At 50.9% G+C, this 23,241-nt stretch carries 19 protein-coding genes; 1 reads left to right on the top strand and 18 read right to left on the bottom strand.

Translation table 11 applies throughout. The features are described from left to right. Window position 1: 1 nt before the first annotated feature. From priA to AC0YNS_RS07965, 10 genes are all read right to left on the bottom strand, one after another. Window positions 2-2,542 carry a primosomal protein N' gene (gene priA, locus AC0YNS_RS08010; protein WP_475780477.1) on the bottom strand — a complete coding sequence of 847 codons (2,541 nt, stop codon included), beginning with the start codon at window positions 2,540-2,542 and terminating at the stop codon, window positions 2-4. Continuing rightward, on the bottom strand, window positions 2,539-3,765 hold the full coding sequence (coaBC, locus tag AC0YNS_RS08005) for a bifunctional phosphopantothenoylcysteine decarboxylase/phosphopantothenate--cysteine ligase CoaBC (RefSeq protein ID WP_475780476.1): 1,227 nt from the start codon (window positions 3,763-3,765) through the stop codon (window positions 2,539-2,541). Before coaBC ends, priA begins: the two co-directional genes overlap by 4 nt. 104 nt (window positions 3,766-3,869) lie before the next feature. Next, entirely contained in the window at window positions 3,870-4,079 is a 210-nt protein-coding gene (gene rpoZ / locus AC0YNS_RS08000) for a DNA-directed RNA polymerase subunit omega (protein WP_090978245.1), read from the bottom strand. A gap of 21 nt (window positions 4,080-4,100) precedes the next feature. Beyond that, entirely contained in the window at window positions 4,101-4,718 is a 618-nt protein-coding gene (gene gmk, locus AC0YNS_RS07995; protein WP_475780475.1) for a guanylate kinase, read from the bottom strand. Between the two features lie 14 nt (window positions 4,719-4,732). Then, window positions 4,733-4,993 (bottom strand): extracellular matrix/biofilm regulator RemA, encoded by a 261-nt coding sequence (gene remA / locus AC0YNS_RS07990; protein WP_020615370.1) that lies wholly within the window; start codon window positions 4,991-4,993, stop codon window positions 4,733-4,735. A gap of 310 nt (window positions 4,994-5,303) precedes the next feature. Further along, entirely contained in the window at window positions 5,304-7,163 is a 1,860-nt protein-coding gene (locus tag AC0YNS_RS07985; protein WP_475780474.1) for a bifunctional homocysteine S-methyltransferase/methylenetetrahydrofolate reductase, read from the bottom strand. Window positions 7,164-7,196: 33 nt separating this feature from the next. Beyond that, the gene (dapF, locus tag AC0YNS_RS07980; RefSeq protein WP_475780473.1) at window positions 7,197-8,027 is read right to left on the bottom strand and encodes a diaminopimelate epimerase; all 831 of its coding nucleotides are present in this window, start codon (window positions 8,025-8,027) and stop codon (window positions 7,197-7,199) included. Between the two features lie 984 nt (window positions 8,028-9,011). Continuing rightward, window positions 9,012-9,713: a class I SAM-dependent methyltransferase gene (locus AC0YNS_RS07975; protein WP_475780472.1), complete on the bottom strand. Its 702-nt coding sequence runs from the start codon at window positions 9,711-9,713 to the stop codon at window positions 9,012-9,014. Between the two features lie 63 nt (window positions 9,714-9,776). Then, window positions 9,777-10,799, bottom strand: a complete 1,023-nt coding sequence (locus AC0YNS_RS07970) for a MerR family transcriptional regulator (protein ID WP_475780471.1) — start codon at window positions 10,797-10,799, stop codon at window positions 9,777-9,779. 97 nt (window positions 10,800-10,896) lie between these two features. After that, a complete protein-coding gene (locus AC0YNS_RS07965) occupies window positions 10,897-13,689 on the bottom strand; it encodes a calcium-translocating P-type ATPase, SERCA-type (RefSeq protein WP_475780470.1) in 2,793 nt (930 codons plus the stop codon). A 160-nt stretch (window positions 13,690-13,849) separates the two neighbouring features. Between AC0YNS_RS07965 and AC0YNS_RS07960 the strand changes: the two genes are divergently transcribed. After that, window positions 13,850-15,700, top strand: coding sequence for an Rqc2 family fibronectin-binding protein (locus AC0YNS_RS07960; protein ID WP_475780469.1), 1,851 nt, complete (start codon window positions 13,850-13,852; stop codon window positions 15,698-15,700). A gap of 73 nt (window positions 15,701-15,773) precedes the next feature. Here AC0YNS_RS07960 and AC0YNS_RS07955 read toward each other — a convergent pair whose 3' ends face one another. From AC0YNS_RS07955 to AC0YNS_RS07920, 8 genes are all read right to left on the bottom strand, one after another. Then, entirely contained in the window at window positions 15,774-16,298 is a 525-nt protein-coding gene (locus AC0YNS_RS07955; RefSeq protein WP_475780468.1) for a MerR family transcriptional regulator, read from the bottom strand. Window positions 16,299-16,303: 5 nt separating this feature from the next. Next, window positions 16,304-17,155 carry a PHP domain-containing protein gene (locus AC0YNS_RS07950; protein WP_475780467.1) on the bottom strand — a complete coding sequence of 284 codons (852 nt, stop codon included), beginning with the start codon at window positions 17,153-17,155 and terminating at the stop codon, window positions 16,304-16,306. Then, on the bottom strand, window positions 17,146-18,057 hold the full coding sequence (locus AC0YNS_RS07945) for a selenium metabolism-associated LysR family transcriptional regulator (RefSeq protein ID WP_475780466.1): 912 nt from the start codon (window positions 18,055-18,057) through the stop codon (window positions 17,146-17,148). The genes AC0YNS_RS07950 and AC0YNS_RS07945 overlap by 10 nt, the downstream gene beginning before the upstream one ends. A 118-nt stretch (window positions 18,058-18,175) precedes the next feature. Beyond that, window positions 18,176-18,613: a hypothetical protein gene (locus tag AC0YNS_RS07940; protein WP_475780465.1), complete on the bottom strand. Its 438-nt coding sequence runs from the start codon at window positions 18,611-18,613 to the stop codon at window positions 18,176-18,178. Between the two features lie 181 nt (window positions 18,614-18,794). Then, entirely contained in the window at window positions 18,795-19,058 is a 264-nt protein-coding gene (locus AC0YNS_RS07935) for a YlbG family protein (RefSeq protein ID WP_090635781.1), read from the bottom strand. Between the two features lie 28 nt (window positions 19,059-19,086). After that, window positions 19,087-19,578 carry a YlbF/YmcA family competence regulator gene (locus AC0YNS_RS07930; protein WP_475780464.1) on the bottom strand — a complete coding sequence of 164 codons (492 nt, stop codon included), beginning with the start codon at window positions 19,576-19,578 and terminating at the stop codon, window positions 19,087-19,089. Between the two features lie 94 nt (window positions 19,579-19,672). Beyond that, window positions 19,673-21,472, bottom strand: a complete 1,800-nt coding sequence (locus AC0YNS_RS07925) for a hypothetical protein (RefSeq protein ID WP_475780463.1) — start codon at window positions 21,470-21,472, stop codon at window positions 19,673-19,675. Then, complete coding sequence (locus AC0YNS_RS07920; RefSeq protein WP_475780462.1) at window positions 21,469-23,205, bottom strand: DNA repair helicase XPB; 1,737 nt, start codon at window positions 23,203-23,205, stop codon at window positions 21,469-21,471. Before AC0YNS_RS07920 ends, AC0YNS_RS07925 begins: the two co-directional genes overlap by 4 nt. Between the last annotated feature and the right edge of the window lie 36 nt (window positions 23,206-23,241).

The following is a 23,241-nucleotide window of genomic DNA, read 5'->3' as shown; positions in this document are numbered from 1 at the left end:
CTTATAATATCACTTGCGGATCTACGTCAACGCTAATCTGCACCGGCGGTTGACCCTGGGGTCCCGAAATCATGCTGATTGCCTGCTTTAACAGATCGATAGCCCCGACGTTTCCACGATATTTTATCATACATTGAAAACGATAGCGATCTTTCATGCGCGGAATGGGAGAGGCAACAGGCCCTAATATATCAATAAAACGGCTGCCGTCACTATCGATCCAGCCTTTCACACCGGACTCGTAAGCCAGCTGTCGAAGCGTGGATGCAAGTTTATCTCCTGCCGTAATGAGAAGCGCCAGCTGCTCATCCGATAAGGTCACTACAATAAGCCTGCAGAACGGCGGGTACGACATGAAGCGTCGATGCTTCAGCTCCTCCTGCACGAATGCGGCATAATCATGATGCTGGGCCGAAACGATCGCATAATGCTCCGGATTGTAGGTCTGCACGACGACTTCGCCAAGCAGCTCATGCCGCCCAGCCCGGCCCGCAACCTGCGTCAACAGCTGGAACGTTTTCTCCGCAGCGCGGAAATCAGGCAAGTGAAGTGATGTATCTGCGGCAATAACGCCTACCAAGGTAACGTATGGAAAATCAAGCCCTTTGGCTACCATTTGAGTACCGAGCAGCACATCTGCCTTACGCTCGCCGAACATAGTCAGCCATTTCTCGTGCGAGCCTTTCTCGGTTGTCGTATCCACATCCATCCGAATGACGCGAATGCCTGGAAACAGCTTAGCCAGCTCCTCTTCCACCCGCTGCGTGCCTGTTCCGAAGAATCGAATATGCTCGCTTTCGCAAGTCGGGCATTTCTCAGGCGCTTGTTCGGCATGACCGCAATAGTGACAGCGCATGACGCGCGACTTCTGATGGAAGGTGAGCGAAATATCGCAGTGCGGGCATTGCGCCGTATATCCGCATGAGCGGCACATGACGAAGGTTGAATAGCCGCGCCGATTCAGCAGCAGCACCGACTGTTCGCCTTTCTCCAGCCGATCAAGAAGCGCTTCATGGAGTTGGCGACTGAACATGGAGCGATTGCCTGCTTTGAGTTCGTCTCGCATATCGATGAGATGAACCTTAGGCATCGGACGATTGCCGACCCGCTGCGGCATAGGCAGAAGCGCGGCTCCGCTTGATTTAGCTGCATCTTCTGAAGTGGATGAAGCCGAAGCCGAAGTTGCTGCGAGTATTCTTGAAGCAGCAGCAAAGCTTTCCAGTGAAGGCGTTGCCGATCCCAGTACGACAGCAGCGCCATGCTGCCTGGCTCGTCTCACCGCAACATCTCGCGCATGATACTTCGGACTTTCCTCTTGTTTATAGGAAGACTCATGTTCTTCGTCTATGATAATTAAGCCTACTCGCTGGAACGGAGCGAATACGGCCGATCTTGCCCCGACCGCAACTTGGGCGCGACCTTCGCGAATCTTCCGCCATTCGTCGTAACGCTCACCGTTGGATAGGCGGCTATGTAAGACGGCGACCAAATCGCCGAAACGTCCTTTGAACCGCTCCACCATCTGCGGTGTGAGGGCGATTTCCGGAACGAGCACGATAGCCTGCCGCTCGTATTGTAAGCAGCGCTCGATCGTTTGCAGATACACTTCTGTTTTCCCGCTGCCTGTTACACCATGGAGCAGAAATACACGAGATGCTTCTTCATCCAGCGCTTCCGCGATTTCTTCATAAACGGCCTGCTGTCCTTCCGTTAACGGAAGCGGTTCAGTCCGTTTGAAGTTGCGTCCTGCGTAAGGATCACGCTGCTGTTCGACTTCGCGGAGCGTAATCAAGCCTTTATCTGCAACTGCGCGGATCGTGCTCGATGTCGTCGACAAGGTCTCAACAAGCGCAGTCATTGTAATCGGCTCACGGTTTTCCAGCATATAGCGAAGAACTTCTTGTTGTTTGGCGGCGCGAGCAGAATAATTCAGTAACGCTTCTTGAGCCAACGCTTCGTTATCAGGCGGGTAGATCGTCAGCACTTTACGAACGGACAACCGATCCTTAATTGAAACCTGCTCCGTCAAAATCCCTTGCTTAATTGCCTGCTTGATTGCAATTGCATCCTCCGGAAAACGTTCCTGTAAAGCCGCCATCCGAACCGGTCCGCCGCTCGCTCGTATAAACGCGAGCCACGGCGCTTCTCCAACACCTGGCTGAAGCCAAGTATACTCCTGTTCCTCTTCTGTTATCGTCACGACGGAGTCGGCTTTCCCTTTGAGCGCTGCAGGAATCATCACTTGTAGTGCAGTTGTAAGCGGGCAGAAATACTTCTCGCTGATCCATTGTGCCAGCTCGACCAAATCAGGCGAAAGAGGCGGGATGTGATCCAGTAGTTCGGCAATCGGCTTCAGCTTGTTAACGTCTACATCCGCATAATCAGCGAGCCCTATTACGAATCCTTGCAGAACGCGTCCTCCGAATGGAACACCTACTCGACTGCCGATCTCCACCCAGCCAAGCAGTCCCATGGGTATCGTATAGTCAAAAGGCCGATCCGTCGCACGGCTCGGCACATCTACGATGACTTTGGCAATCATTCCGCGGCCCCCTTGGCCGCTGCTGACTTGGCTTGCATCCGCTGTGTAATGATGCTCATTAACCGGTCTGCCACTTCTCGTTTGCGAAGCATCGGCATCGCCTCCACAAGCCCTTCTTCGCCAAACAGCTGCACAATATTCGTATCGACGTTGAAGCCTGCGCCTTCTTGCGATACATCGTTTGCAACAATGAGATCGCAATGCTTGCGAACCAGCTTATCCATTGCATAATGCGCCACTTGATCGGTTTCGGCAGCGAAGCCAACCAGAAATTGATGCTTCTTCTTCTCGCCAAGCGTCTTCAGGATGTCAGTCGTTCGCTCCAGCTCGATGACGAGCTTCTCTTCGCTTTTCTTGATTTTGCGATTCGCACGTACAACGGGCCGATAATCCGCGACTGCCGCTGCTTTAATCACCAAATCTGCAGTGTCATATCGTTCCAGTACTGCTTGCAGCATGTCCTCGGCAGACTCAACATGTACGATGTTTACGCCTTGTATAGGCTCTGCGCTTGTACGAGCTGCAATAAGCGTGACGTTCGCTCCACGATTCGCTGCTGCTTTCGCAAGAGCAAAGCCCATTTTGCCGGAAGAGTCGTTGGTTAGGAAACGCACAGGATCCAGTCGTTCCACGGTTCCGCCTGCCGTAACGATTACTCGCTTACCCGCTAGATCCTGGCTCTGCTCGAACCACTGCTTCACAGCCTGTACGATTTCTTCCGGCTCCGCCAAACGACCTTTGCCAACATAGCCGCATGCGAGTAATCCGGTGCCAGGCTCCACGAAGCGTGCTCCGCGTTCCGCGAGCAGCGCCATGTTATGCGCAACAGCCGGATGATCGTACATATGGACGTTCATGGCAGGCGCGATAAGAATCGGCGCTGTCGTGGCCAGAAGCGTCGTGCTCAGCATGTCATCACCGATGCCATGCGCCATTTTCGCTAATATGTTGGCAGTGGCCGGCGCGATCACAACCAAATCCGCACTGTCCGCCACATTGATATGCGCGACAACCGACGGATCGAATTCGTCAAACGTATCCGTATATACGGTATGACGCGACAGTGTTTGCAAGGTGAGCGGCGCAATGAACTTCGTTGCCGATTCCGTCATGATAACACGTACATTCGCACCTGCTTGCACCAATCTGCTGCACACGGTCGCCGCCTTATAGGCTGCGATTCCGCCGGAGATGCCTAGTACAATTGTTTTCCCTTTCAGCACCTATGATCACTCCTCTTACGCTGTAGCATCATGGATTGAACCATTCTAAAATGTTAAAAAAATAACAACCGCTAGGGTTGTTATCGTTGTGCTTCATGAATTTCTTAGTCCTTCTTGTTCAGCGTGCTCTCCACTACAAGAATATCTTGGTAGATTTCTTCGAGGGCAATTCCCACATACTTATGGGATCTTGGGGAACGAATTTCTGTTTTGCTTCCGTCACGAAGCATCCTTGCGCGACGCGATGCAGCGACAACCAAGGAATACTTGCTGTCGACCTTCTTCATCATTTCATCAATCGATGGATATAACAACGTTCCTTCACCTCACTCATGCTAGGCTTTCTCGGAAGCTTCTTTCACTTCCTCAAGCTCTGCGATAAATCGGTCACGACGGCAATGCTCTGCTACGATGATGCTCTGTATGCGATGACACGCAGCGTCAATCTGATCATTCACGACTGCATAATCGTAATAATGAATAAGATTCATTTCTTCCACCGCTACTGACATGCGATGGTCAATAATATCGGCATTCTCAGTTCCCCGTCCGGTAATGCGCTGCTTGAGCACATCAAGAGAAGGCGGCACCAAGAAAATAAAGACACCTTGCGGAAACTTCTCTTTTACTTTTAACGCGCCTTGCACTTCAATTTCAAGAATGATATCTTTGCCCGAAGCAAGTGTACGCTCAACAAAATCACGCGGTGTGCCGTAGTAATTACCGACATATTCCGCATGCTCCAGAAGGGCATCCTTCGCAATCATGTCTTGGAACTGTTCTCTTGATTTAAAAAAATAATTAATGCCGTCGATCTCACCTTGACGGGGAGAGCGTGTGGTTGCCGAAACGGAATAAATGAGGTCACTCTGCTTATGCCGAAGTTCGGAACAAACCGTTCCCTTGCCTACGCCCGATGGGCCGGATAATACAATTAACAATCCTCTGTTCATATTACTCCCCGTCACTATTCGTCGTGATCGTCATCCTTAGTCGACAACCGATGAGCAACCGTCTCCGGTTGTACGGCCGACAGAATAACGTGATCGCTGTCCGTAATAATAACAGCGCGTGTGCGGCGTCCATATGTAGCATCAATCAGCATATGACGGTCGCGAGCTTCTTGGATAATCCGTTTAATCGGCGCCGATTCCGGGCTTACAATCGAGATAATTCGATTGGCGGAAACGATATTTCCGAAACCGATATTAATGAGCTTAATGGCCATTTCTGTTCCCCTCCGGTATCTCCCGTGCATGATCATGCAATTGAACACGATGTATAGATAAGCGCAAGAATGATGGAGTCGAATCTTCTGCCGGAACCTTTAAGTTTGATGACAGAATATTGCATTATTCTTGACGAAAAATGTCCGGAGCATACGTTCGGCCAGCTGATTGCTTACAAGATTTGAAGCGATAGTCAGGTCCCCTATTCTATCGCATCCGAAGCGGCATGGCAAGTGCATCCAATGACTATTCTAATTCATTTTTACAATACGAACAAGTGTTATTGCATAAACACAAGAAGAAACGGGCTTAACCCGCTTTTTCACTCGTTTTTCTCCAGACATAATCTGTCAGCTGCACCGTCATCTCATAGAACATAAACGGCGTGATCAGATAGATGCCTTTGAAATATTCCAATGCGGTATCCAGTAATTCCTCCGCGATCCGAACACCTTCCGCTCGTCCTTCTTCGCCTTCCAAACCGGCCATCCGTCTGCGCACATCATCAGATAGCTGAATACCAGGAACCTCATTGTGCAAATATTCGGCGTTGCGACCACTCGCAAGCGGCATGATGCCAATGAAGATCGGGACGGTCAAATGTTTCGTCGCTTCCGCCATGCGGACGATCAGCTCTTTATCATAAACCGGCTGCGTCATGATGTAATCTGCACCGGAATCTATTTTCTTCTCGAGACGCGCAATAGCCTTATCCAGATATTTGACGTTTGGATTAAAGGCAGCGCCTGTAATGAAATTCGCTTTCTGCTTGAGCGCTTTGCCCGAGAATGCGATGCCTTCATTCAACTGATTGATCATACGGATCATCTCGAATGAAGTCAGATCGTAAACGGAGCTGGAATCCGGCAAATCACCGAAACGAGCTGGATCGCCGGTCACGGCTAAGACATGGTCGATGCCAAGCGCATCAAGACCCATCATATGCGACTGTGTACCGATCAAATTACGATCGCGACATGCGATGTGAACAAGCGGGCGAATTCCCACTTGATGCTGAACGAGCGACGCGAGTGCAATATTGCTCATCCGCGTGACAGCCAGCGAGTTGTCTGCCATGGTCACGGCATCCGCTTTGATTTCCTTGAGCGCTCTGGCACCATCCATAAACTTCTGAATGTTGAGGTCTCTCGGCGGATCAAGCTCTACGATTACCGTGTGGCGCTCTTTGACCAAATCCACGATCGTTGGTTCCGATACGGGTTGCGGCGCCGGTTCCAAGGCGATACGTTCCAGCTGAACCGGCTGCTTCTGTTGCTGAGCCTCAGGCTCAAACGGTTGCGGCGCGTACCCTTCCAGCGACTTCGCAATAGCCGCGATATGCTCCGGTGTAGTTCCGCAGCAGCCGCCAATAATCCGAGCGCCTCGATCTGCGAATTTGCGAGCCGATTGTGCAAAATATTCCGGCGTCGCCGAGAACATATATTTGCCATCCACATAATCCGGAATTCCCGCATTCGGAAAAATGGAGAGCGGCAAGACGATATCGCCGACGATTGAATCGATTGCACGCATAATGCCGTTCGGGCCGCTTCTGCAGTTAAAGCCCACCACATCTGCGCCTTCTTGCTTCAAGTTGTTGAACGCGATGGCAAGCGGATGACCGTCTTGCGTAACCGCTTCTTTCTCCACCGCAAATTGGCAAATGACCGGAACATCCGTGAGCTTGCGAGCGACGCGAAGCGCGAGCAATGCTTCCTCAAGATCATAGAATGTCTCTAGCAAAATGCCGTCAACGCCAGCATTCAGAAGCGCATCCATTTGCTGATGAAATAGCTGCTCCAGCTGCATGGCCGCGATATTCTTGCGTTTGCCTGCTCGGATCGAACCGACAGCTCCGACTACATAGGCATCGCTGCCCACTGCGTCACGCGCAAGCTGAACACCCGCTCGATTGATCGCCTCGACTTCATGATCCAATCCATAATGCGAGAGGCTAGCCAGATTCGCCGAGAACGTATTCGTCTCGATGACCCGTGCCCCCGCTTCATAATAACGACGGTGCACATCTGCGATGACCTCTGGACGCAAGACATTAAATTCTTCGTATGAAACGCCGACAGGGAACCCCATCCCATAGAGATAGGTTCCCATCGCGCCGTCCCCGGTCAAGATGCGCGCTTGTAGCGCTTCCCGTAAATCCGGTTTCATTTTCAAAACTCCTTCATGCTATCCTGTGATTCCTTAGATTGTACCACGGAATACTTCTGCCGCCGGTCCTGTCATATAAACATAATTGTTCTCTTCATTCCACTCGATCAGCAAGTCTCCGCCTTTCAGCGACACCGTTGCTGTGCGATCTGTATACCCGTTCAACACGGAAGCAACTACTGTTGCGCATGCTCCGGTTCCACATGCAAGAGTAGGTCCTGCGCCGCGTTCCCATACCCGCATATCGGTGAAGTCTTTCGAACGAACCGTTACGAACTCCACATTGATTTTGCGAGGGAACATCGGATGTACTTCAAGCTTCGGCCCCCATGCTGCAAGATCAAAGTTAACCGCATCCTCTACATAGATAACACAGTGCGGATTGCCCATCGATACTGCTGTAAATTTGAACTCGCGTCCATCCACTTCGATCGATTGGTTAATGACCGGATTGGCATCGATTGTCGTCGGCACTTTCAGCCCTTCGAGAATCGGTTGTCCCATATTAACTCGTACCAGTACGGCTTTGCCGTTCTCGACTGTCAGTTGCACTTCTTGCACGCCCGCACCCAGCGTTTCAATGGTCAGCGTTTCTTTATCTGTTAAACCGTTATCGAATACATATTTCGCTACGCAGCGAATGGCATTGCCGCATTGCTCTGCTTCGGAGCCGTCGGAGTTCATGATGCGCATCCGGAAATCGGCATTCTCTGAAGGTAAAATATAAACAAGTCCGTCGGCACCAACGCCGAAAAAGCGATTGCAAAGCTGTACCGCGAGCTCGGCTGCGTTATCCGGTAATTTCGGTTCTCCTTCGACAACGATAAAGTCATTGCCCAGTCCATGCATCTTCGTAAAATTCATCTACTTGCACTCCCTTTGTCCGATCGAACTCGATGATTGAAATCTCTGGATTCATTATAATTTATTTAGTGTACCTTAATCTTTGCATTATTGCATCACTTTGTTGTACTAAACGGCCATCCCCCTAAATCCCCCTTAGAAAGGGGGACCCCGAGGACTCCCGCCCTCTGGACACCCGGAAAATGAATAACGTTTGTGCATCAGAGAAGCGCTCCCGAGTTCATACGTGCTCATCCTCGCTTTCGTCCCATTCGGGACACGCCTTTACTTTTGGAGCTTACTATCTACCTGATGTCCCTACGGGACCATCGTAACGTGGTCCGCCTTAGAGACGCATTAGATCCGGTGCGTGCTGGGGTCGCTTTCGTCCCATTCGGGACACGCTTTACTTTTGGCGCTGGGAAGGGCGGGGATTGCCAGTGTGCCGCTTCGCTGCCCAGGCAATCTGTTGGCCGCCTGGTTCTTGGCGGAGAAGTTGGTTTGAGGGGATTGCCGGGCGGCCTCTGCGCGGCCTGGCAATCTTGGGTCCGCCTGTTTCATGGCGGGTTGCCTGCGGCAACAAAATGAAACAAGAAGTCTCTTTTAAGCGACTCCGAGGATGCAAGAGAGTCTTGGCAGTCAGTCTAAGTAAATTCTAACGGTTGCCAGCGAGCCTATTTCAGGAAAAATTCGGGTTTTCAAATGCTAAAGGGTGTGACAGTGGCTATTTACGATAAATGGGTTGATTTCGACTAGAAAAAGCCCAATTAAGCTCTTTGGCAACCGTTAGACAATAACAATGGGCATTTTATTCGAAATAGCCACTGTCACAACCGTTACAATTCGACTGTCGTGCGCAACAAGCACCACACCGCCACCACCACCACAGCCCCGACGCAATACCAAGAACTACAAAGAAACCCGACGTTATGGTGAACGTGGGTTTCTCTACAGACTCAAAGTCGCTACATTAGCACCTCACAATCCGGCTTTTGTTACGCCTAACTACTCAAACCTCTTCCACCACACACCGGTCCACTCTTCGACCACCGGACTGTTGCTTACCTGCACTTGTGTGCTGAGCCAGTCGCCGAAGAAGAAGTTCGTGATGGAGACGGCAGCCTCGACAGTCTCGAAATGATAATCGGTGCGGATCGCCTCGTGTTCGAAGCCGAATTCGTTCTCAAGAGCTGCGTAATAGGCCGTTAAGAAGTCCGGCGGGTTCGGAACCGAAGAGCCGGTGCCGAAGTTTTCGAAGATGATACATGTACCGCCGGGTTTCATCATCCTTCTGATTTCATCCATGATGACGGACAAATTCGACCTCCAGCCCTCGACGTTACTGCTCGTAGAATAACAGATGGTCCAGCCTGCAGTTACAAGGTCAACACTACTATCGCCCAGAGGTATCTCATCATGCCGAGCAACCGCAGTCTGCCAATTCGTTAATCCAAGAGACGATAACTTGCTTGAAGCCACCTCGAGCATCGCGCCGGAAGCGTCGGTTGCGGTAATGGATGCGACAATCGGAGCGAGCATCGTCGTTAACCGGCCTGTTCCTGCACCGATATCCAGAACTGCTGCCTCGGTTAATGCTGGTACGATTCGTTTGATGATATGCAGCAAATTGTGATTGACATCCTCGAACGAAACCAACTGCTCATAACGTTCCGCTTCACTTTGATAAATTTGATCATGATCTGGCATGCGTTTCCCTCCTATATTGGCTTTCCACGCAAGCTTAAGGGCTGACGCAAGGTGAAGGTCAAATCAATGTTTGCGTACCGCATAGACGACATGAATCCAAAGATTCACCGCATGCGAAACGGTGATATAGTCATGAGTCCTAAACCACTCAAGCAGCTCCTGCCGATTCGTAGGATGTCTCGTGGTATCCGGCGGCCTCAAACTTGAACTACTCCATTCGCCCTCAAACATCAGACCTGCAATACAAATCCTGCCGCCCGGCGCCAGAACACGATCCATTTGATCAAGCGCAAGCAGCTGCTGTTGAGCATTCAAATGATGCAGCGCGAATGCCGACACAACAAGAGTGAACTGCTTGTCCAAGAACGGGAGTGCCAGTGCATTCCCAAGTTTGGCGCTCATAGAAGGAAATCTTGCTCTGCATTTGGCCAGCATTTCTTTGGATTGGTCCAATGCCGACATGGTCGCTCCAAGCGCCAGTAGTTTGCCTGCAAGATTGCCTGTTCCGGTTCCGATATCGAGCCCCTGCTCACCTGACTTCGGCGACACCCACTGTACAATGAAATCGAGCGCCGTTTCATATTCTGCTTGGGACAATACAGCTCCTGTCGAAAGCATAGCTTCCGAGCGATCATAGACCGCTGCGAGCTGATCGAAGTTCCACGTATCCATCCAAGTAGATTGGCTGTACTGAATCTGCTTTAACTCGCCAGTCAATTGAAACAGATCTTCCACGTCCAACTGTTGCTTCTGTTCGAACCTCGCGATCAGCTCATCAAGCATACCGATCGCAAATTTCCACTCCACCCACTTAGCGGTAAGCGCCATGCGCTGCAATTCGAGATAGTGGTGAACGGTAGCAGAATCCCCTTGATCCAGCTTCGTCATTAGAGCCTTTATCTGTTCAATACTAAGTCCGAGCTCACGCAGGGACGAGATCGTTTGCAATCGCCACGCTTCACTCTCCGAGTAATAGCGGTAGCCGTTCTCTTGTCCGCGCTCGGGCTTCAGAAGCCCTTTTGATTCGTATAATCGTATAGCTCGCTGTGTGATATTCAGTCTTTTCGCCAAGTCGTTGATTTTCATGCTCCGCCTCCTGCACCTACTATAAACTATAACCTAAGGTGAAGGTTAATCTCATGCAAAAAGAAACCGGCAGCGCGTAACCACCGGTTTCCATCCCTTATCTAGTCACTGATTTCGGCCCGCTAAGCGGCCAATTTGATTTTTTCTTCTTCTCGGTTGTGCCGAGCACGCTTCCGATCCCCATCATGAAAGTCGGAATGCCCGCTGCTACAAGGACTAAGCACCAATCTCGGAAACCAAGTGGTACGGTCTTGAAAATCGGCTGCAGCGCTTCAATATAGAGCACGCCAAGCATCAGCAGAACAGACGACAGCACCGCGAACAGCAAGTATTTATTTTGCAAAATATTACGGTGGAAGATCGAACGAGAGCTGCGGCAGTCAAATACATGAATGAGCTGTGCCATAACGAGTGTGGCAAAAGCTACGGTTTGTGCATGAATGAGATTATTCGGATCGTTAGGCGCCGTTCGGAGTGTCACCCAGAAGGCGGCCAGCGTACATACGCCGATCAGAATGCCTCGACTAATAATTTTCCAGCCCAGCCTGCGAGCAAATATACTTTCCTTCGCCGAACGCGGTTTCTGCTGCATGAGATCCTTCTCGGCTTGGTCGACGCCAAGAGCCATCGCCGGTAATCCGTCTGTAACCAGATTGACCCAGAGAATTTGAATCGGCACGAGCGGAAGCGGCAGACCTGCCATCATGGCCAAGAACATCGTCAAAATCTCGCCTACGTTGGATGCCAGCAAATAGCGGATAAATTTACGGATATTCTCGTAGATGCTGCGTCCTTCTTCGATAGCAGCCACGATGCTGCTGAAATTATCATCGCTTAGCACAAGCGACGATGCTTCCTTGGAAACGTCCGTTCCGGTGATGCCCATCGCAATTCCGATATCCGCCGCTTTAATGGCAGGTGCATCGTTGACACCATCGCCCGTCATGGCAACGACGTGGCCCTTGCGCTGCAGCGCCTTAACGATACGAAGCTTATGCTCCGGCGACACCCTCGCATACACGTAGATGTTATCGATCAGGCGATCCAGCTGCTCTTCGCTCATCCCGTTCAATTGCTGCCCGCTGATCGCGATGCCACCTCTTGGCATAATGCCAAGCTGACCCGCGATCGCTTCTGCGGTAAGCTGATGATCGCCTGTGATCATCACGGTTTTAATTCCGGCACGGCGGCAGTTCGCAATCGATTCGCGAACTTCACGTCGCGGCGGATCGATCATGCCGGAGAGACCTACGAAGATCAATTGATTTTCCACATCGGCTTCATCTTCGGCTGCGTCGTGCGATCTTAAATCCCGGTAGGCGAAACCCAAGACTCGCAGCGCCGATTGCGCCATGTCTTCACTGGCATTGTTCACTTTTTGCTTCAAGGTAGCTGTAAACGGAACGACTTTACCGTCCCATAGAATATATGAACATTGCTCCATCAGAACGTCAGGCGCTCCTTTGGTACATACAAGGCGGCCGCCTTGGTGGGTGACGAGCACGGACATCCGCTTACGTTCCGAGTCAAACGGAAATTCTTTGACCCGCTGATACAGTCCTTCAAGCGACTTCAAGGTGACGCCCAGCTTACCGGCAAGGACAGTCAATGCCCCTTCTGTCGGATCGCCTTTCAGCACCCACTCATCTTGAACGAATGTCGTCTTGGATTTCTTGCGCTTAGCATCCTGCTCGTCATCGATACGAGTAACGGATGCGTTGTTGCACAGTGCCGCAATTTGCAGCAGCCTGCGCAGCGGCTGGTGCTGCTTAATATCGACTGCTTTGCCGCCTTCGAAGCAGGAACCGGTCGGCTCGTAGCCGTCCCCGGTAACATCCAACCCTTGACCGCCGATCCACAGCTTCGTCACGGTCATTTTGTTCTGCGTAAGAGTACCTGTCTTGTCCGAACAAATAACCGAAGCGCAGCCGAGTGTCTCCACGGAAGGCAGCTTACGTACAATGGCTCGGCGTTTGATCATTCGCTGAACACCAAGTGCGAGTGCAATGGTTACGATGGCTGGCAGACCTTCCGGGATTGCGGCTACAGCCAAACTGACTCCCGCAAGAAACATCTCATAAGCAGGTTGTCCGTGCAAGATACCTGCAACTACCACCATTACAGTTAACGCCAGTGCAACAACGATGAGAATTTTGCCGAGCTGCTCAAGACGATGCTGCAGCGGTGTTTCCATGGTTTCGGTCTGCTGAATGAGGTTTGCGATTTTGCCCATCTCGGTATTCATACCGGTACGAACTACAATCCCCTTTGCCGTTCCGCGGGTAATCATCGTCCCCATAAACCCAATGTTGCGCATGTCTCCAAGCGGAATCTCCTCTTCCCGGATCACAACACAGTGCTTGTTAACCGGAACGGATTCGCCTGTCAGCGCAGACTCCTCCGCATAACAGCTGTTCGCCTCAATGAAGCGAATGTCAGCAGGAATACGATCTCCGCTTTCCAGCTCTACGAGGTCACCCGGTACTAATTCGCTTGCAGGAACAACTACTGACTCGCCTCCACGCAATGTCTTGGCCAGCGGTGCGGACAATGCTTTTAGTGCACGCAGTGATTTCTCCGCTCGAAATTCTTGCACGAATCCCAGTATCGCATTGATGACGATAATGGCCACGATCGTGATGGCATCCAAATATTCGCCGAGCAAACCGGAAATCAATGTTGCCCCCATAAGCACAAGCACCATAAAATCTTTGAACTGACCGAGGAACAGCATAATCGGAGGAACCTTCTTCCCCTCCGTCAGCTCATTTCGACCGACTTCACGCAAACGTTCCGCTGCTACACTTGGTGCAAGACCGGTATCCAAAGAAGCTTGAAGCGCCTCAGCAAGCTCGCTTGTTTCCAGTTGATGCCACTTACCTTGTTCCATGCCCCGCCCTCCCTCCTGTTACTTGCCGCCTGACGGACAGCCTATATGGCCTAAATGTATTCGGACAAACTGCAAAATATCCCAGCTTGGGACTTAAGTTTTTGTCTCGAATATGGCATGATAGTGAAATGAAACAGAAACAAAGGGGATAAAGAGCATCATGGCATTAGATGGAATCGTTACTCGCGCCGTCACACATGACCTGCAAACCTTAATCGGTGCGCGCATTTATAAAATACATCAGCCCACTTCACATGACCTTGTCTTGCAAATTCGAGGCAATGGTGCGCAGGGCAAACTGCTGTTATCCGCAAACCCGACCTATCCGCGCGTCCACTGGACCGAGCAGACTTATATCAATCCGATGGAAGCGCCGATGTTCTGCATGCTGCTTCGCAAATATTGCGAAGGCGGTGTCATTGAAGCGGTACGCCAGGTCGGAAACGAGCGAATTATCCATCTCGATATCCGTCAGCGGGACGAGCTTGGCGACATGTTCTATAAACGAATCGTCATTGAACTGATGGGGCGTCATAGCAATATCATTCTGCTGGATGTCGCTTCGGAGACGATTCATGATGGCATCCATCATGTCACGCCTGCAATCAGCAGCTTCCGTGTCATCATGCCCGGCACTACCTATGTAGCGCCGCCTGAACAAGGGAAAGATGATCCGCTGTCTGTTACGGATGCTGAGCGATTCACCAATTCGTTGGTTACTGCGGCAAATTCATTGCTTAACCCGCCTGTTCCTGACGAGGATAGCATCCACTTCGGTACAACGCCTAAGCCGCTTCCGGCAAGCTCGCTGACGCCGGATAAGCTGCTGGTCGCGGCATTTAGCGGGATCAGTCCATTGCTTGCCAAGGAGCTTGTCTACCGCGCGGCAAACAGCAATACGGATCGTGTCTATGATTCAAGCGAAGATGTGAAGCGTATGGCACGGCTGCTCTGGCCGTCATTCCACGAGATGATGCAGCAATTCGCTGAGCATCGGTATGAGCCGCAGCTAGTCACCTTGCCTGGCAATGGCAAAGCTTCTTTCTCCGTAACAGCACTAACTCACATTACTGGCGAATCGACTTCATTTGCATCCGTAAGCATCTTGCTGGAAGCCTTCTATGGCGATAAAGCGCTTCGAGATACTGTGAAGCAGCGTGTTTCGGATCTCATCCGGTTCCTCCAGAATGAGCGCAACAAGAATGAGAAGAAGCTGGATAAGCTGGAGGAAACGCTGCGGGAAGCGAGCGAGGCGGATCATCTCCGTATTCTCGGCGAGCTGCTGACGACAAATCTGCATACTTTGAAGCGTGGGGACAGCTTCATAGAAACCGTCAACTACTACGAAGAAGAGCAGCCGATGATCACGATTCAGCTTGATCCGCAGCTCACACCATCTCAGAATGCACAGCGATATTTCAAGAAATATACGAAGTATCGCAACAGCCTTACTATCGTTGCCGAACAGATGCAGCGCACTCGCGAGGAAATTCAATACTTGGCCTCGCTGCTTCAGCAGCTCGAAAGTGCTTCGTTGTCAGATATCGATGAAATTCGTGACGAGCTGGCTGAACAAGGATATATGCGCGCTCGCGAGAAACGCGGTGCGAAGAAGAAGAAACCGAAGCAGCCGGCGCTGCTATGCTATACATCATCCGAAGGTGTGGCCATCTATGTGGGTAAGAATAACACTCAGAATGATTTCTTAACGAATAAGACAGCGGCTCCGAATGACACTTGGCTGCATACCAAGGATATCCCGGGTTCCCATGTCGTCATTCGCGGAACCGGCTTCAATGATCAAACTCTGGAAGAAGCCGCTATGCTTGCCGCTCATTTCAGCCAAGCCAAGTCTTCCAGCTCCGTGCCTGTCGATTATACGCTGATTCGCCATGTGAAGAAGCCAAGCGGAGCCAAGCCGGGGTACGTGATCTACGATCATCAGAAAACATTGTTCATTACGCCAGATGAACAGCGCCTGAAAGAACTGCCTTCCCATATCAAGGCGTAAACTTCCGGAAAATCATAAAGGGGTTATCTCACCTGCCGCAATCTCGCCGGCATGGTTCTGATAACCCCTTTTCTTATTCCCTGCCAATCCGGCTGGTCATGACAACTTCACGGATATATTGACTGCAGAAGCATTCCTTACAGTCATATAATTCGCCGCGCTCGAACCGTCCGCCGAGCTCAAGCAGCGCTGGCTTAATCACTTGTGAAAGCAGCTGTTCCATGGAATGAAGCTCTCTCACTTGTCGATACACCTGATCAGCGCCGTGCAGATCAACTTTCTCCAAGTAGTGCATCAGAATATCGACCGGACCTGCCGAGTACAACTCAGCATTTATGTCGAAGAATTCCCTTGACTCCTCCAAGTTGCTCTTAAGCCGCTTCCGCTCAGCAACCGCCATACCAATTGGCCTGCCTTCTTCTACACGGGATTTCAACCAACGAATGATTCCAATATCGTGCGTCGTGTAACCGCGATAGCCGTTAGGCATACGCAGCGGACTCACCGCCTCGTATCGCTTCTCCCACTTCCTGATGAGCTGTGTGGACAGCCCAGTCAGCAAGGAGACTTCTTTGATTGTGTAAAGCCCGTCAATCATGGCATCTACCTCCGTGAAGGATTGAGTTGACTCAGTACGTCCATCGGGGCAGTCTTGCTTCCCATCTCGCCGTGAAATACGACTCCATGGCGTTCGCCGTGAAAATCGGAACCTCCGGTAACGATCAAATGATATCGAGCTGCCAGCTTTAGATAGCGTTCTTCATCTTCTGCTGAATGATCCGGATGATAGACCTCGATTCCCTTTGCCCCCTGCTTAATGATCGACTCTACGAGCACGTCATTAGCATAAATTCCGGGATGTGCGATCACACTCGTACCGCCGGCTTCTCGGATCCATTCCAATGCTTCAAAAGGATGCACCCTTGGCGGATTAACATAAGCTGCGCCATCTTCCGCGAGGTACCGGTCGAAAGCCTCCTGCATAGAGCTCACATAGGCTTTGTCTACCAGCACTGCCGCGATATGAGGACGACCGATCGAGCCGCTATCCTTCCCTTGCGCACGTGCCGCTTCCATGACCTCTTCCATCGATATGGAGAGACCGAGTTCACATAACTTCGCAATAATCATATGATTTCGCTGATCTCGAGTATCGCCAAGCGATGCTAATTTCATTTTCCAAGCGGGTGTATCCCAGTTAATGTAATATCCCAGTATATGTATGTCGCGACCTTCGGCTACAGTACTTATTTCTACACCCGGCACAACTGTAATTCCAAGCCGCTCTCCCGCTTCAAGCGCTTCTGACAGTCCATCTACCGTGTCATGGTCTGTGATCGCAATCGCACCAAGGCCGCGAGCCTTGGCCAGCTCAACATTATCCGCCGGCCGCTGCATGCCGTCGGAAGCCGTTGTATGCGTATGCAAATCTGCACGCTGGCTCATCACAGCCATTGATTTAAATCTCTTTCTCTCAAGAAGCTGAGAAAGGTCACCGCAGATATCGGCAGCAGCGCCGACTTCAAGAAAATGGAATAAAATTGCCGTTTAAATCGGACATCCCGAATTGGAATCGTCTTGATTAAACCTAAGGCAACTTCATGTTTAATGGAAGAGCTCGATACAAAGGAAATGCCAAGCCCTGCTTCCACGGCGGATTTCACAGCACCTGTACTTCCAAGCTCCATGACAATTTTCATTTCAGAGAGATCCATGTTCTTCACTCTGAGCTGCTCTTCCATGACGAGACGAGTACCCGAGCCTTGCTCGCGCAGGACGAACGGAAAGCTCATCACTTCCTCCAGATCGACGATTTCTGCAGTCGCCAGAGGGTGCGACTTGCCAACGATAAGCTGAAGTTCATCGCTCATCACGGCTTCCATATGCATGTCCGGATGATTGACAGGCGCTTCAATCAAGCCGAAATTCAGCTGGTGATTGACGATCTCTTCCATGAGCTGCGCCGTGTTCATTACTTTCATGCTAATGGAGATATGCGGGTATTCCTGTCCGAACGGACCAAGCAGACGCGGCAAAATATATTCGCCGATCGTTAAGCTCGCTCCAAGCTGCAGCCTGCCTTTAAGCTGCGTCGTAAATTTGGACATTTGGACGTCCGTATCGCGAATCAAATCAATACTGCGCTGAGCGTAAGGCATTAGGGCACGCCCTGCTTCCGTCAATTCGATTCGCTTCGTGGAACGTTGAAGGAGTTTCGTGCCGAAGTAATCTTCGAGCGACTGCACCTGCATCGTTACGGCGGGCTGTGTCATATGCAGTGCTTGCGCAGCCGCAGAGAAGCTCCCGCGTTCTGCAACGGTATAGAAAATATGGAGTTGATGAAAATTGAGCGCCATGAAGGGCATCCCTTCCTTTCTGTTACCACTCATTATACATGAAACTGCGGCGAAAACTCGCGCTCAAATTAAAAAGCATGAGTGCGAACACTCATGCTTTTTCTATAATTGAGAAATATTATTTCCGTTTCCTACTATTTTTAATTAATGTCATTCTTCTGGAATGCCTGAGCCAAGAGTAATAGGACTTCAAGTCACGTAGTTCAATAGTCTCAGACATTCGACCGAGAAACGTGACTAGAATCATCTTGTGCAACGGGTTCCCTGTCAAATCGGTTTCTTTCTCAAGTACCGCAAATTCGGCAACGAAAACGAGATCGTCATCGATCAGGTACACATCCTGCTCATTTCGATAGTAAGGCTCAATTCTCCCTTGTTTCAAGCATTGCCACATATAGTCTGCAATATCTTCAAAGCCGGTCTTGGCGCTCTCAACGCGATCTGACCAACGACTCTTGGCATGGTTCGTGATGACGATATCAGCCACTTTCTTGTCTCCAAGTACGACGTGGAACGATTCGTAGGTGTTCCATCTATCCGTCATCTTGTCTTTCATTGCGATCCACCCCTCCTCCCCGGCAGTAGGCCTTATGATCTATATGTACTTTCCATTTAATTGTAGCATGCCTGTCACATTTTTCAATATTAAAATAAAGTCTCCCCAAAAATGTAATTTTATGTCTGTTAAAAATATAGGAAAAAGCCCCAACTACAGTAACAGTTGGGGCTTCTTATTCTTACAAACTATAGAATCGTGTCTTATCCGGCACGCCTTGTGTATATTCGGTCTTAATTTCATTGCGGTACGAACGTTCGATCCGCTTCACGAACGGCAGGCGCCCCATGTTGCGAACTACCTCGTCAGCGCGATCTGCGTTCATGTACATAACAACATAGTGCATCTTCCGGGACATGTAATGCACTGTGCCGTATTTCTCCAGCGAACGGGCAGCCTTTAGATCACTGACCCATACAATATATCCGACGCGTTCCGAAAACATGCAAGCTCCCCCGTTTCTCTCTCTTTGCTTATCCGCAGCCCCCGCTGCTGCAGCTGCAAGATCCGCCGCTGCCACAGCTGCCGCCGCCCTTAGGCAGCGGATCATTGCTCGGAACCTTGATCGTCTCCGAAACCGAGCTTGCGATTTGCTTCGCAATATCGTGCAGCAGATCATCCACCTGCTGCTCGGCAGCCTTGAATCGGCTGACGCATTCAATCTCATTCAATTGCCGCTGAATCGCTTCCACTTTATCTTTAGCAGCATTGAAATCCGGATGAAAACGTCCGAACCGCTCGCAATCGACAAATTGTTCTTTCGCTTTGTCGAATTGCTTGACGAGCTGGTGTACCTGCTCATCTTGATCTACTACTGTCTTCCAATATGCATATTCGGCCACTTCAACCGATTGGTTTACCATATCGCCAATTTCGTAGGCGTTTAATAACAGCTGTCCCATATCAAGCGAGGAATGATCATTCATTTCAAGCTCTATAGGGTCTGATAATGGCATTGTTTGCATGATATCCGCCCCTTTATGAACACTTGGCTTGCGCCTAATTGTTATCATACCATATCAATCACCGAAAAAGGTAGAGGAAGGCTGTATCCCGGCGCTAAAAACTACCAATTTCCGTTGGGAGAACGAGCATCATTTCCTGCCACATCTCGGGCATTAGTTTAGCGGGAGCATAACTCTCCTCAAGGACAAAATGTCCCATCACACTCCACCTGCCATCCTCATCCACGATACGTTCGGGAACAAACGGCTTTACAGCGCCTTCACAGCTTAGTTTAACCGGAGTTCGCCAGCTTAACGCCAGTTCCATCAGTTCCCTTCTTGTGGAGCTGTGATAGGCTCTGAACTGCTTCAGCCACATCGAGGGAACATCCTCAATGCCAACGAACATGGCTTTCAGAGGCTGTCTTTCGGTTAACAGTTCATAAGTCTGTACGACATTGCCATTCTGAATAAGCGGCAGTGGTTCTATGTATTCGTTTAATTGCAATGGAATGGCTTGTTCGATCGTGCTGTTCGCTGGAAGCTCAGAAATTGCTGTGAATGCTTGGACTATAATGGCCTGAACGGTTTCAGGCAGCGCTTCCCCTGACGCGGTCTCCAAGAAATCAATTACCCTTTCCTTGGTCGCTTGAAGCAGTCGATCTTGTTTAAAGCTGCGAGAATCCAGTCGATACACAGCCATATGGTCGGTGCGTTTCCGCGTCACCAGCCTTTCAAGCTGCCAGATCGTATGATACGAGCAATCACCGGGAACAAAGACATCGCCATCGGGCGTAATTTGCAGCAGCCCCTCTTGTCCGGCTTTTCCCTCAAAGGAGGCGTCACCATTCATCAAGGTGTTAGGCGGTATGAGCCAACGAATTACATGGCTTCCCTGCTCGTCGATCGCGGCTTCCATCCACCCTAACGCGCATAACAAACTGCACCATGCAGTAATAGCTGAAGGCTGACGCTTTGAGAGGGAATCTTGACGGAGTATGTGCTGCGCATCCAGATCCGCGATCCGAAACCACCGATGGGAAGGCAGCATGCAAAGCGAAGCGATCCCTGATGCTGCAGCTGGGCTTCTCTCCAAGAAAATTCGGATGATCTGTGTAAGCAGCTCAGTCTCGCGACGCAATGGATCGCAACCAAGCCAACTGTTCCACATGTCTTCTTGAATGGCGTAAGTGCCCTGCAGCTCATACAGCCACTGATTTTCATATGCGATATCGAGGAAAAAAGCCAGCTGCAGCGGATAAGGTTCTCCCAGTGCAGCAAGTGATAGTTCCGCAATTGCATTCAGATGACTGCTGTCCACAGCAAGCTGATCCGTGCATTTTAAGATCGTACGCTTCGTTAGAACGCCTTTGGATGTTCGTTTCATGCCGGTGTTAACCAGCTCCGCCATTACATGCAAGCATTGGAGGCTTAGAGGCGGCGTATAGCCGTTCTCATCCATGGAAACGATATGCCGCGAATCAATCTCATTCGGGACAGGCATGATATCGAACCTGCGTTTATGCTGAATGCCGATCATCGCGTCGTACCAGGTGAGATACAAATCACTTGGCAGCAGAAACTGTTTCTCTCCCCAGCCCTTGCGAACTGCAAAGACGATTCCGGCTTCCATGAGCTGAAGCAGACCCCAGCGCAATTCTGATCCCGCTACGCCTGAACGAGCAGCGAGGAGCAGCTGCTCCTCGCTAAACAGCAACGGACCAAATGCGCAGAGAACAACCTCTAATGCAATCGCAGCCTGCTTCGATAATGCCGACCATGCTAATTCAGAGCCAGCACGACTCGACATGACATCCGGCCATGTTTGAGTCTCATTGAAGCGCCAAACCGGACAAGCTTTGATTTCCTCGATTTGCGTCCCAGACAGTCGATCCACGATCTCTTGTACCTTCACAGCGCGGCCTCCCGAAGACCCACAATCGACTGCTCCCCATTTGATTGCATGAACGGTTCCATATCAGACCATTCTTTAAGTGCATATCGGTAGCCTTGTTCAAGCAGGAAGAGCTGTCTTCTGCTTGCGTAGTCTGTTTCCTTGGTTCCCTGGGAAACAATCGTGTAGAACCAGGCTTGGTTATCCCCGCGTTTCGGACGGAGAATTCGCCCGATTCGCTGCGCTTCCTCTTGGCGTGAGCCATAACTTCCCGATACTTGAATCGCCACCGCGGCATCAGGCAGATCCACGGCGAAGTTCGCCACCTTAGAGACGACAAGCACCGGAATTTGACCGGCCTTGAATGCATCATAAAGCGCAGCCCGCTCCTCATGCGGCAGCTCGCCGGTTAGGACAGGCGCTTCTAACGCCTCGGCAAGAAGATGCAATTGCGTCAAATATTGACCGATAACGAGCGCCGGCTTCCCTTTATGGAACTGCAGCAGCTCACGTACAACTTTGATTTTGTCCGCGTTTTCGCCTGCTATTCTCACTTTCTCCCTCTCAGCAGCCGCAACATAGCGTTCGACATCCTCATCAGCCAGCGGCAACCTGATTTCAGTGCAAGCTAACGATGCAATCCATTGACGAGACTCCAGCGTCTTCCAAGGAAGGTCGAAGCGCTTCGGACCGATTAACGAGAAAACATCTTCCTCATGACCATCCTCACGTACGAGAGTCGCCGTCAAGCCCAGACGCCGCGTCGCCTGGAGGTCGGCTGTCATGCGGAATACCGGTGCCGGGAGCAAATGAACCTCATCATAGATGATCAGCCCCCAGTTCCGCTCCCCAAACAGTCTCATATTGTTGTATTCATCGCCTTTTCGCCGGCGGCTGGTCAGAATTTGATAGGTCGCAATGGTTACGGGACGCACTTCTTTGGCAGCTGCGGCATACGTTCCGATTTCCTGATCGGTTAATGTCGTTTTATCGATGAGCTCCGCTTTCCATTGGTTAACCGAAGTCACGTTCGACGTCAGAATTAACGTGTCGCAGCGTAGTCGTGCAAGTGCCGCAATACCGATTATCGTCTTGCCCGCGCCGCATGGCAGGACCAGAACTCCGCTACCGCCGTCAGCTTGACCTTCGCGATAGAAGAGATTCACGGCCCGCTCCTGATAATCGCGTAATTGAAACGATTTGCCGCTCGCGGCTTTCTCCCGTATCTCCAATTCGAGCGCTTCACCATGCCGATATCCCGCTAAGTCGATAACCGGATAGCCTAATCGAATGAGTTCCTGCTTAAGCAGTCCTCTGGCTTCGAGTCGGACTTCTCTCTTCTCTTCGCTGCCTGCAGGCAGCAGAAATGCAGCGATTGTCTTATTGGCGCTAAGCAGCTTCAGTAATTCCTCTTCACCAAGCAGGAGGAGCTCCCCCTCTGCGGTTTGCTGCAGCATTAGCTTGCCATATCGATCTGCCAATTTTCGAATCCCGCTTGTCACTTGAAGCGGAATCTCGTAGCAGCTATGTTCGGCGAGTACTTGAATCATGTCCTGAGGTGTCATCCCTGTGGAAGCAGCGTTCCAGAGCGACATCGGTGTGATCCGGTACGTATGTAGATGTCCGGGCCGTTTCACCAGATCGGCAAACCGGCTCAGCTGCTCCCTGGCTGCTTCCGCATCCTGATGCCGTTCATCAAGAAGCACCGTAAAGTCAGCCTGGACACATAAGGGGCGAAGCTCGCGTTTATACATCCCATCATCTCCTTGACTCGCGCATTTGGCATGCAT

It is taken from the genome of Paenibacillus sp. J22FR21, assembly GCF_056269135.1.
The sequence above is the reverse complement of the archived record's forward strand: the minus strand, read 5'-3'. Positions and strand labels throughout refer to the sequence as shown.